Source organism: Kluyvera sp. (assembly GCF_965301105.1).
Map to the genome: position 1 here is coordinate 1 of NZ_CBDKZX010000005.1, position 14980 is coordinate 14980.

A 14980-nucleotide genomic window follows, 5' to 3' on the forward strand; every position below is an offset into this window, starting at 1 on the left:
GCATTGCGATTCCGCACGGCACTACCGATACCCGCGATCAGGTGCTGAAAACCGGCGTTCAGGTTTACCAGTTTCCGCAGGGCGTAACCTGGGGTGAAGGGCAGACCGCCTATGTCGCCATTGGTATTGCCGCCAGCTCCGATGAGCACCTTGGCCTGCTGCGTCAGCTGACGCACGTGCTGAGCGATGACGAGGTAGCTGAACAGCTGAAGACCGCCACCACCGCGGAAGAACTTCGCGCCTTGTTGATGGGTGAAAAACAGAGCGAAGCGCTGAAGCTGGACAACGACATGTTGTCTCTGGACGTTGCCGCCAGCGATCTGGTGACGCTGCAGGCGCTGAACGCCGCGCGGCTGAAAGAAGCCGGTGCTGCGGATGCGAACTTCGTGGCGAAAGTGATCAACGAGCAGCCGCTGAATCTGGGGCAGGGCATCTGGCTGAGCGACAGTGCGGAAGGCAACCTGCGCAGCGCTATCGCAGTAAGCCGTGCGGCCACTCCGTTTGCTGTAGGCGAGGAGACGGCTTCCGTGCTGCTCACCGTGGCGATGGCCGATACGCAGCCGACCGCGGTGCTGAACCGCCTGGTCAACCTGCTGCTCGACAACAAAGCTGAACGTCTGCTGAAAGCTGATGCCGCCACGCTGCTGGCATTGCTGACCAGCGATGATGCAGCGGCTGATGATGTGCTGAGCGAAGAGTTCGTGGTGCGTAACGAACACGGTCTGCACGCTCGTCCGGGCACCATGCTGGTAAATACCATTAAACAGTTTAACAGTGACATCACCGTCACCAACCTCGACGGCAGCGGTAAACCGGCTAACGGTCGCAGCCTGATGAAGGTGGTCGCGTTGGGTGTCAAAAAAGGTCATCGTCTGCGCTTTACCGCCCAGGGAGATGATGCTCGCCAGGCGCTGGACGCCATTGGCGAAGCCATTGCTTCAGGCCTTGGGGAGGGCGCATAAATGAGCAGAAGAGTAGCCACAATTACCTTAAACCCGGCCTATGATTTGGTAGGGTTCACGCCAGAAATCGAACGCGGCGAAGTCAACCTGGTGCGTACCACCGGGCTGCACGCGGCGGGTAAAGGCATCAACGTGGCAAAAGTGCTGAAAGATCTCGGCATCGATGTGACCGTTGGCGGCTTCCTGGGGAAAGACAACCAGGACGGTTTTCAGCAGCTGTTCAGCGAGCTGGGTATTGCCAACCGTTTTCAGGTGGTGCAGGGCCGCACGCGCATTAACGTTAAGCTGACCGAAAAAGACGGCGAAGTTACTGATTTTAACTTCTCCGGTTTCGAAGTCACTCCGGCGGACTGGGAGCGTTTTGTCAACGATTCCCTGAGCTGGCTGGGCCAGTTCGACATGGTGTGCGTCAGCGGCAGCTTGCCTGCCGGCGTCAGCCCGGAAGCGTTCACCGACTGGATGACCCGTCTGCGCAGCCAGTGCCCTTGCATTATTTTCGACAGCAGCCGCGAAGCGCTGGTTGCGGGTCTGAAAGCCGCGCCGTGGCTGGTGAAACCGAACCGCCGCGAGCTGGAAATCTGGGCAGGCCGTAAGCTGCCTGAAATGAAAGACGTGATCGATGCCGCCCACGCGCTGCGTGAGCAGGGTATCGCCCACGTGGTGATTTCGCTGGGCGCGGAAGGCGCGCTGTGGGTGAATGCCTCCGGCGAATGGATTGCCAAGCCGCCGTCAGTGGAAGTCGTGAGCACCGTAGGGGCAGGGGATTCGATGGTTGGCGGTCTGATTTATGGCCTGCTGATGCGCGAGTCCAGCGAGCATACCCTGCGTCTTGCCACCGCCGTTGCGGCGTTAGCAGTAAGCCAGAGCAACGTCGGTATTACCGACCGTACCCAGTTGGCCGCGATGATGGCGCGTGTCGACCTGAAACCTTTTAACTAACAGCAGGGGAGAGGCGTATGAAAACGCTGCTGATTATCGATGCCAAACTCGGACAGGCTCGTGCTTATATGGCGAAGACCCTGCTGGGCGCGGCGGCGCAGAAAGCGCGCCTGGAGTTAATTGATAACCCAAACGATGCCGAACTGGCCATCGTGCTGGGTTCCACGCTGCCAGCCGATACTGCGCTGGTAGGCAAACAGGTTTATCTTGGCGATATCAATCGCGCGGTTTCTCATCCGGAACTGTTCCTGAGCGAAGCCAAATCGCACGCGCTGCCCTATGAAGCTCCGGCGCAGGCCGAGCCGACGGCAACCGGCGCGGTGAAGCGTATTGTCGCGGTGACCGCATGCCCAACCGGCGTTGCGCACACCTTTATGGCGGCGGAAGCGATTGAAACCGAGGCCAAAAAGCGCGGCCTGTGGGTGAAAGTAGAAACCCGCGGTTCCGTGGGCGCTGGCAATGCCATCACGCCGGAAGAAGTTGAACAGGCTGACCTGGTTATCGTGGCGGCGGATATCGAAGTGGATCTGGCGAAATTTGCCGGTAAGCCGATGTATCGCACCACGACCGGCCTGGCGCTGAAGAAAACCGCGCAGGAGCTGGACAAAGCGATGGTCGAGGCCAAGCCGTACCAGCCTGCTGGCCAGAGCAAATCGCCTGCCGATGCGGCGAAAAAAGAGAGCGGCGGCGGGGCATATCGTCACCTGCTGACCGGCGTTTCTTACATGCTGCCGATGGTGGTAGCGGGCGGTCTGTGTATCGCGCTCTCCTTCGCGTTTGGTATTAAAGCCTTTGAAGTCAAAGGCACGCTGGCCGCGGCGCTGATGCAGATCGGCGGTGGTTCAGCCTTTGCCCTGATGGTACCGGTGCTGGCAGGCTTTATTGCCTTCTCCATCGCAGACCGTCCGGGTCTGACGCCGGGTCTTATCGGCGGTATGCTGGCGGTGAGCGGCGGCTCCGGCTTTATCGGCGGTATCATTGCCGGTTTCCTGGCCGGTTACGTGGCGAAACTTATCAGTACTAAGCTGAAGCTGCCGCCGAGCATGGAAGCGCTGAAGCCGATTCTGATCATCCCGCTGGTCTCCAGCCTGATTGTCGGTCTGGCCATGATCTACCTGATCGGTACGCCGGTTGCGGCGCTGCTGAACTGGCTGACCCACTGGTTGCAAACCATGGGCACCGCTAACGCAGTCCTGCTGGGCGCTATCCTTGGGGCGATGATGTGTACCGATATGGGTGGTCCGGTGAACAAAGCGGCATACGCGTTCGGCGTGGGTCTGCTGTCTACCCAGACTTATGCACCGATGGCGGCGATTATGGCTGCCGGTATGGTGCCACCGCTGGCGATGGGTATCGCGACGCTGGTTGCGCGTAACAAGTTCGACAAAGGTCAACGTGAAGGCGGTAAAGCGGCGCTGGTGCTGGGGCTGTGCTTTATCTCTGAAGGGGCGATTCCGTTCGCTGCCCGTGACCCGATGCGCGTTCTGCCATGCTGTATCGTTGGCGGCGCGGTAACCGGCGCGATCTCGATGGCGGTAGGCGCGAAGCTGATGGCACCGCACGGTGGTCTGTTTGTTCTGCTGATTCCTGGCGCTATCACGCCGGTGCTGGGCTACCTGATTGCGATTGTCGCGGGTACGCTGGTGGCTGGCCTCTCTTACGCGGTGCTGAAGCGCCCGGAAGGTGAAGTTGCGGTAAAAGCGTAAGCGTTCAGTGAATGTGAAAAAGGGCCGATGATTCGGCCCTTTTTTTACGTCTGATGGCGGCTACGCCTTATCATGCCTACCCGAATCAGTAGGCCCGGTAAGCGCAGCGCCACCGGGCAATCAAGCCGCTGCGGACTCAGTCTGCTGCGCTTTCAGCCACGCAATTTCTTCCGCCCAGATATCCGGATTAATGGTTTCCAGCACCAGCGGGATACCGTCAAAACGCTCATCTTGCATGATAAAGCGGAACGCGTCGTGGCCGATGTTACCTTCACCCAGGCTGTGGTGGCGGTCAACGCGGCTGCCGAACTCGCTTTTGGCGTCGTTCAGGTGCATACCGCGCAGGTACTGGAAGCCGACAATACGTTCAAATTCCGCGAAGGTGTCTGCGCAGGCTTCTTTGGTGCGCAGGTCGTAGCCGGCGGCAAAAGCGTGGCAGGTATCTATGCATACGCCGACGCGCGACTTGTCTTCTACACCGTCAATGATGGCGGCCAGATGCTCAAACTTAAAGCCGAGGTTGCTGCCCTGGCCCGCCGTGTTCTCAATCACTGCCGTCACACCTTCGGTTTGCGCCAGCGCGATGTTGATAGACTCGGCAATCCGCGCCAGACATTTGTCTTCATCAATCTGCAACAGGTGGCTGCCCGGATGGAAGTTCAGCAACGTCAGCCCCAGTTGCTGACAGCGCGTCAGCTCGTCGATAAAGGCTTCCCGGGATTTCTCCAGCGCTTCTTCAACCGGATGGCCGAGGTTAATCAGGTAGCTGTCGTGCGGCAGAATTTGCGCCGGGGTGTAGTGGTACTTTTCACAGGCGGCTTTGAAGTCGTCGATAATCTCGGTGGTCAACGGCGCGGCGCGCCACTGACGCTGATTTTTGGTGAACAGGGCGAAAGCGGTCGCTTCGATTTCTGCGGCCCGAATTGCGGCGTTGGCCAGACCGCCTGCGGCGCTGACGTGCGCTCCGATGTATTTCATAAAAAGTAAACCCGCCATACTCAAATTGGGAGAGTGAGTATAGCGGGTTCAGGGGGGTTAGTCGTTGTCGATTATGCCATCAGGTAATGAATCGCGTAGTTAATCGCACCGCCGCCAACAATCAGCCAGATGAACAGCACCAGCGCCATCATCAGCGGTTTCGCACCGGCTTTTTTCAGTGCGCTAACGTGAGTGGTCACACCCAGCGCCGCCATGGCCATCGCCAGCAGGATGGTGTCCAGCGTAATCAGCATTTGCACAACGCTGTTGGGCAGCAGATGGAACGAGTTAAAGATAGTGACCACGATGAACATGATGGCAAACCATGGGATCGTGATTTTACTTTTCTGCGCCGCGCCTGCCGGAGCCAGCTGTTTTACTCGCGCTGCCATAAACAGCAGGAACGGAGCCAGCATCATCACGCGCAGCATTTTGGCAATCACCGCCGCGTTTTCGGTTTCCGGCGTCACCGCATGACCGGCTGCCACTACCTGCGCGACTTCGTGCATGGTCGAACCGATGTAAATGCCGTAGGTTTCAGGGGTAAACCAGTGCGCCAGCAGCGGGTACATGGCCGGGTAGATAAAGATAGCCAGCGTCCCGAAAATCACCACCGTTGCGACCGCGACGGTCACTTTGCTGGCTTCGGCTTTAACAACAGGCTCGGTTGCCAGTACCGCCGCAGCACCACAGATGCTGCTACCGGCGCCAATCAGCCAGCTGGTGTGTTTGTCCAGACCGAACACTTTCTGCCCGAGCCAGCAGGCCATCATAAAGGTACTGCACAACGTCAGGGCGTCGATAACAATTCCGCTCACGCCCACGTCAGCAATCTGGGCGAAGGTCAGACGAAAACCGTAAAGAATGATGCCCAGACGCAGTAAATGCTGTTTAGCGAACAGCACGCCGCCGTCGCACGACTGCCAGAGTTTCGGGTAAATCGTGTTACCAATCACCATCCCAAACAGGATGGCCAGCGTCAGTGCGCTCATGCCGACGCCTGCTACGGCCGGGATATTGCCGATCCAGACTGCCGCGCCGGTAATCACGGCGCTCAGTGCGAGCCCAGGGATAAAATGTTTGATACCGCGATGATGATGCGTTTCTAAGGTGACCTGTGTCATAACCTTCTCCTTTGTCTGGCTAAAAGGTTACGCTCGGCTGGCTTAAAGGTAAAATTGATTATATATTTATAATTAATCGTAATAACTGGTAAGGGCGGCTCTTGCGGGCTGAAAACATATGCATATCACGCTGCGGCAGTTAGAAGTTTTTGCGGAAGTGCTGAAAAGCGGTTCGACGACTCAGGCTTCGCAGATGTTGGCGCTGTCGCAGTCGGCGGTCAGCGCGGCGCTCACTGACCTTGAGGGGCAGCTCGGCGTTCAACTCTTCGACCGCGTCGGCAAGCGGCTGGTGGTCAATGAGCACGGACGGCTGCTGTACCCGCGCGCGCTGGCGTTGCTGGAGCAGGCGGGCGAAATTGAACAGCTGTTCCGTGAAGATAACGGCGCCATCCGCGTGTATGCGAGCAGTACTATCGGCAACTATATTTTGCCGGAGATTATCGCGCGCTATCGCAAAGATTTTCCTTCGCTGCCGCTGGAGCTGAGCGTGGGCAACAGCCAGGATGTGATTAACGCCGTGGCCGATTTCCGCGTCGATATTGGCCTGATTGAGGGGCCGTGCCATTCGGCGGATATCATTGCCGAACCGTGGCTGGAGGATGAGCTGGTGGTGTTCTCCGCGCCAGACAGCGCCTGGCTGCAGGGTGAGGTCACGCTGGAAAAGCTGGCGATGGTGCCGTGGATCCTGCGTGAGAAAGGCTCTGGCACGCGTGAAATCGTTGATTATTTACTGCTTTCACATCTGCCGCAGTTCCAGATGGGAATGGAGTTGGGTAACTCAGAGGCCATCAAACACGCCGTGCGCCATGATTTGGGCGTCAGTTGCCTGTCGCGGCGGGTGATTGCCGAGCAGCTCGAGGCCGGTACGCTGAAGGAGGTGACTATCCCGCTACCGAAGCTGAGCCGCACGCTGTGGCGCATCCATCATCGGCAAAAGCATCTTTCTAATGCTCTGAAGCGCTTTTTGCACTACTGCGATATCTAAAACCGCCAGTGGATGCTTTACTTATAATAAGAGACCAATCATGAAGGTCTCTTATAACTGCGCATTTCTACCGTGATATAGCGGAATCGTCTGCTACAATCGCGCCTCATTTTTTGGATGGATAGCATTTTCACATGGGTTCCGAAACGAAAACCACACAAGCGCCCGCGTTACGTCGCGAACTCAAGGCGCGTCACCTGACGATGATCGCCATTGGCGGTTCTATCGGTACAGGTCTGTTTGTTGCGTCCGGCGCAACCATTTCTCAGGCGGGCCCAGGCGGCGCGCTGTTTTCCTATATTCTGATTGGCCTGATGGTCTACTTCCTGATGACCAGTCTGGGCGAGCTGGCGGCTTATATGCCGGTATCCGGTTCTTTCGCCACCTACGGTCAGAACTATGTGGAAGAGGGCTTCGGCTTCGCGCTGGGCTGGAACTACTGGTACAACTGGGCGGTGACCATCGCCGTTGACCTCGTGGCCGCGCAGCTGGTGATGAGCTGGTGGTTCCCGGACACGCCGGGCTGGATCTGGAGCGCGCTGTTCTTGTGCGTTATCTTCCTGCTGAACTACATCTCTGTGAAGGGATTCGGCGAAGCGGAATACTGGTTCTCGCTGATCAAAGTGGCGACCGTGATTATCTTCATCGTCGTTGGCATTATGATGATCCTCGGTATCTTCAAGGGCGCGCAGCCGGTCGGCTGGAGCAACTGGACAACCGGTGACGCGCCGTTTGCTGGCGGCCTGTCGGCGATGATCGGCGTGGCAATGATTGTCGGTTTCTCTTTCCAGGGCACCGAGCTGATTGGTATCGCGGCGGGTGAATCTGAAGATCCGGAGAAGAATATACCGCGTGCTGTGCGTCAGGTGTTCTGGCGTATCCTGCTGTTCTATGTGTTCGCGATCCTGATCATCAGCCTGATTATTCCGTACACCGATCCAAGCCTGCTGCGTAACGACGTGAAGGATATCTCCGTCAGCCCGTTCACTCTGGTGTTCGAGCACGCGGGTCTGCTCTCTGCGGCGGCGATTATGAACGCCGTTATCCTGACGGCGGTACTGTCGGCGGGTAACTCCGGCATGTACGCCTCTACCCGTATGCTGTACACCCTGGCCTGCGATGGCAAAGCGCCGCGCATCTTCTCGAAGCTCTCCCGTGGCGGCGTGCCGCGTAACGCGCTGTATGCTACTACCGTGATTGCCGGTCTGTGCTTCCTGACCTCAATGTTCGGCAACCAGACCGTGTACCTGTGGCTGCTGAACACCTCCGGGATGACCGGCTTTATCGCCTGGCTGGGGATTGCGATTAGCCATTATCGCTTCCGCCGTGGGTACGTTATGCAGGGTCACGATATTAACAACCTGCCGTACCGCTCCGGGTTCTTCCCGCTGGGGCCGATCTTCGCCTTCGTGCTGTGCCTGATTATCACGCTGGGCCAGAACTACGAAGCGTTCCTCGCCGATACCATTGATTGGGGCGGCGTCGCGGCGACCTATATCGGTATCCCGCTGTTCCTGGTTATCTGGTTCGGCTACAAGCTGACCCGTGGTACGCACTTCGTTCGCTATAGCGAAATGCACTTCCCGGAACGCTTTAAGAAATAACGCGTCGGGTTCCCGGTGATAACAAAAACCTCTCTTCGGAGAGGTTTTTTTATGCGCGGCATTTTTGTTACGTCTTGACATAACTTTAAATAATCTTAATTGATAATTATTATCATTACTTTTATCATCCATGCCCATACAAATGGATGAAGCCACTTCCTTATCCCGGTGAAGCTGATGCCGGAGGGACCAGCCACATCTGCATAAAAAACAGGCCGCCAGTGAGCGGTATCAAGCAGCATTTGTGAGTAAGACCCTTTTGTTTTAATTCAGTATTCACCTCATGGAGAAAGGAAATGTTTAGGTTAAACCCCATCGTTCGGGGCGGACTGTGCGCGTCCGTAATGTCCCTGGCGCTGCCCGCAGCGGCCGCAGATAATGATGAAGTGCTGGTCGTGACGGCGGCGGCTACCGAACAAAGCGTAAAGGATGCCCCCGCGAGCATCAGCGTCATTACCCAGGAAGACTTGCAGCGCAAGCCGGTGCAGAACCTGAAAGATGTGCTGAAAGAAGTGCCGGGCGTCCAGCTCACCAACGAGGGGGATAACCGTCAGGGCGTCAGCATTCGCGGCCTGGACAGCAGCTACACCCTGATTCTCATCGACGGTAAACGCGTTAACTCGCGAAACGCCGTTTTCCGCCACAACGACTTCGACCTGAACTGGATCCCGGTTGACGCCATCGAACGTATCGAAGTGGTGCGCGGCCCAATGTCTTCCCTCTACGGTTCTGATGCGCTGGGCGGCGTGGTGAATATCATCACCAAAAAAATCGGCGCGAAGTGGACCGGTTCCGTCACTGCCGATACCACCATTCAGGAACATCGCGATCGCGGCGATACCTGGAACGGCCAGTTCTTCACCTCCGGCCCGCTGGTGGACGGCGTGCTGGGCATGAAGGCGTTTGGGAGCCTGTCGAAGCGCGAGAAGGATAGTCCGCAGAGTTCGACGACCAGTACCACCGGCGAATCACCGCGCATCGAGGGTTACACCAGCCGCGACGGTAACGTAGAGTTTGCCTGGACGCCGAATGAAAATAACGACATCACCGCCGGTTACGGTTTCGACCGACAGGACCGTGATTCCGATTCTCTCGACCGTAACCGTTTGGAGCGCCAGAACTACTCGCTGAGCCACAACGGACGCTGGGATTTAGGTAACAGCGAACTGAAGTATTACGGCGAAAAGGTGGTCAACAAGAATCCGGGCAATAGCAGTAATATCACTTCGCAAAGTAACACCATTGACGGCAAATACGTGCTGCCGCTGGGGGCGATTAATCAACTGGTGACCTTTGGCGGCGAATGGCGTCACGATAAGCTGAGCGATCCGGTCAACCTGACCGGCGGTTCCAGCAGCGAAACCTCCGCCAGCCAGTATGCGCTGTTCCTCGAAGACGAGTGGCGCATCTTCGAACCGCTGGCGCTGACCACCGGGATCCGTATGGACGATCACCAGACCTATGGCGACCACTGGAGTCCGCGTGCGTATCTGGTGTATAGCGCCACCGATACGCTAACGGTGAAAGGGGGCTGGGCCACCGCGTTTAAAGCGCCATCGCTGCTTCAGCTTAGCCCGGACTGGAGTTCCAACTCGTGCCGCGGCGGCTGTCGTATTGTCGGTAGCCCGGACCTGAAACCGGAAACCAGCGAAAGCTTTGAAATCGGTCTTTATTACCAGGGGGAAGAGGGCTGGCTGGAAGGCGTGCAGGGCAGCGTAACCACCTTCCAGAACGATATTGACGATATGATTAACGTGAGTCGTACGCGCGATCGCAACGCCGCGCCGGGCTACCCGAACTTTGTCGGCTTTGACAATGGCGTGCCGGTATTCTCCTACTATAACGTCAATAAAGCGCGTATTCGTGGTGTGGAAACCGAGCTGAAGGTGCCGTTTGGCGATGAGTGGAAGGTGACGCTGAACTATACCTACAATGACGGTCGCGATCTGAGCAACGGCGAGGATAAACCGCTACAGGAACTGCCGTTCCATACCGCGAATGGGCGTCTGGACTGGACGCCGGTGCAGGACTGGTCGTTCTACCTGGCGGCACGCTATAACGGCAAGCAGCGCGCGGTGAGCGAAACCTCCAAAACGCCGGGCGGTTACACCACCTGGGATCTCGGCGGGGCGTGGCAGGCAACCAAGGATATCAAGCTGCGCGCGGGCGTGCTGAACCTCGGGGATAAAGATCTGTCGCGCGACGACTACAGCTATAACGAAGATGGCCGCCGCTACTTTATGGCAGTGGATTACCGCTTCTAACCAGTGATGATGGTCGTGCCGGGTTTTACCCTGCGCGACCATATTGCGCGCTCGCGTAGGCCCGATAAGCGTAGCGCCATCGGGCAACCTCTCTTACCAGTAGCTACGCCAGTTCTGTACCGCCCGCGTGATCGCTTCCATCAGGAAGTAATCCCCCCAGCTACAGCACTCGTTCACCCCAATTCCACCTTTGAAGTAGTACACCGAATGCTTCAGCAGCCCCTGGCCCGGCGTATGTTCACGATTCACATAACCGTCGATCATATTGCCGATCATGCGTAGCGCCAGCGTCTCGTAGCTCTCCTTATCCGGATGTGTCGCCGGGAGATGTTTTACTAATTCCAGCAGCGCGCAGGCGACAATGGCTGCTGCTGAACTGTCGCGTTCGCTGGTAGGGTCGGTGAGCGCCAGATCCCAATAGCAGATAAGATCGTCTGGCAGACGATTCAGGTAATAGTTCGCCAGCGTCTGGCTGAGTTCCAGCAGGCGTTCGTCGCCGGTATACAGGTAGTTCAGCAGGAAGCCATAAACGCCCCATGCCTGGCCGCGCGCCCAGCAGGAGTCGTCGGAGAAGCCCTGATGGGTGTTGCCAAAGCGCGGTGCGCCGGTCTCAACGTCCATATACCAGGTGTGGAAGGTTGAGCCATCTTCACGCACGATATAGCGACGCGCGCGCTCAATATGCTGCTTTGCTGCCTCGGCGTAGCGCGGGTCGCCGCTCGCGCGGCTGGCCTCGTACAGCAGCGGCAGATTCATATTACAGTCGATGATCATACGCCCTTGCTGTTCGGGGTTGTTCAGCTCGCCCCAGGCCTGGATGATCCCGGCTTTTTCGTTATAGCGTTCCATCAGCGCTTCGGCAGCGAGCAGGGCGATATAGCCTGCTTCGCGGTTGCCGGTCAGGCGCTGGCCCGCCACGCATGACAGGCTGTAGAGGAAGCCCAGATCGTGGTGGTTAGTATGATCGCGGTTAATAATCCGCTGGCCGAACGAATGAATATGCTGCTCTGCAAGCGTGCGGTACTGTTCCTGCCCGGTCCATTCATAGGCCAGCCACAGCTGGCCGGTCCAGAAGCTGGTGGTCCACTCAATATTGTCGATGATGGGATAGATGCCTTTCTCGCAGGCCGCATCCGGAAAACGCTGACCAAAGTAGTCCGCGTTGCTCTCAATTGCTTTCAGCAGGTCGGGCATTATCCCGCGAATTTTACGGCCAAGTGCTTCACGTTCGCCCGGCTGGAGCGGTTGGCAGGCGAGCGGTTCTTTGCTGATCGTTTCAGACGTCATGCTGTCATATTCCCGTTTTTAATTAATCGCTTCGTGTTTGATTTCCTGGCCTACAGCGTTCTTCTTGTGGCTGTAGCAGGCAGAGAGAGTGAGGGCGGATACGCCGGTAAAGACCAGGGCGATGATGCCCATAATCAGATAGGTATGTTCAAAACCAATGGTCTGATAGGCGTAACCCGCAGGCGGCGCGACCACGATAGAGCCGACGTAAATCATCGCCTGGTAGCCCAGCAGGTACATGGTGGCGTTAACGCGTTTGTCGAAATGCTCGGCGATATACTTAAACACCGACACCAGAATCAGCGCGATTTCAATGCCGTATAGCGGTTTCACCAGGCAGATAATCAGTGGGTCGCTGGTCAGGCCGGAGATAATCAAGCGCAGGCTGATTACCAGCCCGGTGAGCAACATCCCCTGCTTCGCACCGATGCGATTGATAATGGCGGGCACCAGCATCATGCCGAAGAACTCGGCGGCGGACTGGGCGGTGCTCATATAACCGAACATGGCGTTACCTTCTTCTTTGGTGGCAAAGAAGGTGACGAAGTAACGGGAGAACTGCTGCTCGGCGATAAACATCATCCACGCCACGCCGGCAATATAGAGCGCAAACATCCAGAATTTGCGGTTCGCCAGCAGGTGCAGCACGTCGGTAATCACAATCTTATCTTTCGACAGGACGTTGTTTTCCTCCTGGCCGAAATGGTCGACCTTGAGCGTCAGCAGCACGGCGAACATACACAGCGCCGAGACGCTGCTGATGGCAAAGTTGATTTTAGGCGAGATGTTATAGAGGAAGCCGGAGAACGACGAGGCGGTGGCCCAGCCCAGCGCTGCCCACATGCGGATGCGGCCAAACTCCATGTTGTAGAGGCGGCTGAAGCGGTCAACATAGGACTCTTCCGCCGCGACGCCGGCATACCAGCCGAGGCTAAAGAATAGCGCGCCGACGATCATGCCGCTGATAAAGTGGCTTTGCAGCAGCGGCAGATAGATCCAGATATAGAAGGGAGCCATCAGCGCCGAGACAATACAGACAAAATAGAGCAGGTGCTTCTTCATGCCGATTTTGTCCATGATGTAGCCGTACACCGGCTTAATCACTACGGCGAATACGCCATTCACCGCAAACACGGTGCCAATATCGACAGCGTCCAGCCCGGCTTTGTCGCCAAGCCAGATGGCGTACAGGCCAAAGCTTGCCGCCCAGGTAAAGGTAAAGAGGAAAACAAAGAGACTTAACTTGATATACGCCGAACGAGTCGACTGAATTGTGGTTGTCATTACGGTCTCCGCCGTGATTCAGAGGTCAGGTTTATACCAGCGTGAGCGGGTTACCGTTCACGGTTAACTGTCGTGTCGCAGGGTCAAACTCCAGCCCCTCCGGCAGCGGTCGCGCTGTGCCCAGGTCGGCGCTAACGTAGCAGACCAACCAGTGGGTACCGGCGCTCAGCGACGCGGACAGGCAGGGAATATCGGCTGGGGCGGCGTACAGCACATTGCTGTTTGGCGGCGTGGTAACGACAAGCGGCTCGCGATTGCCGTACAGGTTAACCACCTGGCTGTAATCATCTGCCGTTTGCACAGTGACGGCATCGGCAAGCTGTTCGAGCCGCGTCTGGCGGTGTCGGTTGGCGGCAAATCCCCCTTCGACGCAGTTCAGCGCCCGCGGTGTGTTCACGCGGTGAATGCGGATGTGGCCGCTTTCCAGCGGGATGAGCCAACTGGTGACTTCGACGTCGTGCCACGGGCGCCACTCGCTGCGTACCCAATGTTGGGTCACTTGCGAACGCTCACACTCGCGACGGCCGCGATAGTAGTCATCCCCCGCGCTGAACAGCAGCATGGAATCGACGGCGGCGTGATTCAGCCCATAACGCCCGCGCTCCAGGGTGAAGCCGAACTGGCTGGAATAGGCGAATTTGCAGTATTTTTGCTCAAAGTTAACAAAGTTATTCTTGTCGAACTGACCGGACATCAGCATCCAGGCGTGGCGGTTTTCACTGCTGTGGACGATGATTTGCCCGGCTTCGGGAATCGGGTGGATCGTCTCCAGCGCGGGCAGCGGTTCACACTCGGCCTGCCAGAAGGCGCTCTCTTCCGGTAATGCCAGAATCAGCATTGCCTTCAGCGCCCAGTACGGTGAACCGGGGCTATTGTAGTCTTCGGCCATAATCAGGTTCGGGTAGGCATAGCCGATCGTAAATAGCCCATCTGCGTCGACAAACGGCTGCGTCTGCCAGTGCTCCAGATTGCGCAAAATCAACCCTTTGACCACGCCAGGCGTGAAGACGTCCAGCCCGGTAAAGGCCACGGCGCTCCAGAAGGCGACCTGCACAAAGCGATAGGTCAGGCTACGGCCAAACGGAATGCCCGCGCCGTCGGCAGTGAAGTAATAGCGATAATCCTGGGCAAACTGCTGGGCGCGCTGGCGATAGCGCAGGCAGCGCTCCGGGTCGATATCCTGCATAAAATGGCTGTAGATCAGGCCATAGAAATGGAAGGCGCTGGAGATGTAGTAATCACGCGGTTTACCTTTACCGTCGCAGTACCAGCCGTTGCCCAGCCAGAAGGGTTCGATGGCGTCGAGATGCCGGTGGATCACCGCCATGTCATATTCACGGCCAACGCATTTCAGACCCAGTTGAATCAGCACCGGGAAAAAGTGCCAGTTATTGTCCGGCACGGCGACATCCGCGCTTTGGCTGAGCCAGCGCACGAGGTTATCCTGTTCCGCGGCGGACAGCGCCTGCCACAGTCCGTTGTTCGGTAGCGCCAGCCCGAGGCCAAATGCGGCCATCTCAACGCAGCGCTGATCGTTATCGCCGACATCCCCCCAGTAGCCGGGATGCTGCGGGTTACAGCCGTTACGTACGCCGGTGATGAATTTATCGTGCCACTCCGGCGTTGTGCCGCCGCTAACCAGTGGAAACAGTCCCCACAGCAGACGAATAAAACCTTCCATCCCGGCCACCTCGTCCGGGTATTGCGCAGCGGTGTTTCCTGCGTGAAGGCGCGTGCAATCGGCCGACAGATGAGGAACCGCTGCCGTAATCCAACGTGTGATTTGTGCACTGTATTCTTGTTTCGTCCGCATGATGAAATCCCGTTTCATATCGTTGATGGCGGAC

At 57.4% G+C, this 14980-nt stretch carries 11 protein-coding genes; 6 read left to right on the top strand and 5 right to left on the bottom strand.

The features are described 5' to 3' along the window. The 3 genes from fruB to fruA all read left to right on the top strand — a co-directional run. Nucleotides 1-962, top strand: a 962-nt coding sequence (gene fruB / locus ACW14G_RS03235) for a fused PTS fructose transporter subunit IIA/HPr protein (protein ID WP_455648479.1), incomplete at its 5' end; no start/stop codon positions are given. Continuing rightward, entirely contained in the window at nt 963-1901 is a 939-nt protein-coding gene (fruK, locus tag ACW14G_RS03240; RefSeq protein ID WP_064544086.1) for a 1-phosphofructokinase, read from the top strand. A gap of 17 nt (nt 1902-1918) precedes the next feature. Next, the gene (gene fruA, locus ACW14G_RS03245) at nt 1919-3607 is read left to right on the top strand and encodes a PTS fructose transporter subunit IIBC (RefSeq protein ID WP_167575420.1); all 1689 of its coding nucleotides are present in this window, start codon (nt 1919-1921) and stop codon (nt 3605-3607) included. A 120-nt stretch (nt 3608-3727) separates the two neighbouring features. Here fruA and nfo read toward each other — a convergent pair whose 3' ends face one another. Both nfo and ACW14G_RS03255 read right to left on the bottom strand, forming a co-directional pair. After that, nucleotides 3728-4585 (bottom strand): deoxyribonuclease IV, encoded by an 858-nt coding sequence (gene nfo / locus ACW14G_RS03250; protein ID WP_223803004.1) that lies wholly within the window; start codon nt 4583-4585, stop codon nt 3728-3730. A 71-nt stretch (nt 4586-4656) separates the two neighbouring features. Next, a complete protein-coding gene (locus tag ACW14G_RS03255) occupies nt 4657-5709 on the bottom strand; it encodes a YeiH family protein (RefSeq protein ID WP_249023009.1) in 1053 nt (350 codons plus the stop codon). A gap of 118 nt (nt 5710-5827) precedes the next feature. On the opposite strand from ACW14G_RS03255, the gene yieE reads away from it, so the two are divergent. From yieE to cirA, 3 genes are all read left to right on the top strand, one after another. Further along, nucleotides 5828-6694 carry a DNA-binding transcriptional regulator YeiE gene (gene yieE / locus ACW14G_RS03260; protein WP_163447601.1) on the top strand — a complete coding sequence of 289 codons (867 nt, stop codon included), beginning with the start codon at nt 5828-5830 and terminating at the stop codon, nt 6692-6694. Nucleotides 6695-6828: 134 nt separating this feature from the next. Continuing rightward, nucleotides 6829-8298, top strand: a complete 1470-nt coding sequence (locus ACW14G_RS03265; protein ID WP_163447602.1) for an amino acid permease — start codon at nt 6829-6831, stop codon at nt 8296-8298. 296 nt (nt 8299-8594) lie between these two features. After that, the gene (gene cirA / locus ACW14G_RS03270; protein ID WP_223803001.1) at nt 8595-10562 is read left to right on the top strand and encodes a catecholate siderophore receptor CirA; all 1968 of its coding nucleotides are present in this window, start codon (nt 8595-8597) and stop codon (nt 10560-10562) included. A 93-nt stretch (nt 10563-10655) separates the two neighbouring features. Here cirA and ACW14G_RS03275 read toward each other — a convergent pair whose 3' ends face one another. The 3 genes from ACW14G_RS03275 to ACW14G_RS03285 are packed head-to-tail and all read right to left on the bottom strand — an operon-like array spanning nt 10656 to nt 14946. Then, nucleotides 10656-11849, bottom strand: a complete 1194-nt coding sequence (locus ACW14G_RS03275) for a glycoside hydrolase family 88 protein (RefSeq protein ID WP_249023010.1) — start codon at nt 11847-11849, stop codon at nt 10656-10658. 18 nt (nt 11850-11867) lie between these two features. Next, entirely contained in the window at nt 11868-13133 is a 1266-nt protein-coding gene (locus tag ACW14G_RS03280; protein WP_064544102.1) for an oligosaccharide MFS transporter, read from the bottom strand. 31 nt (nt 13134-13164) lie between these two features. Beyond that, nucleotides 13165-14946 (bottom strand): DUF2264 domain-containing protein, encoded by a 1782-nt coding sequence (locus ACW14G_RS03285; protein ID WP_419057900.1) that lies wholly within the window; start codon nt 14944-14946, stop codon nt 13165-13167. Between the last annotated feature and the right edge of the window lie 34 nt (nt 14947-14980).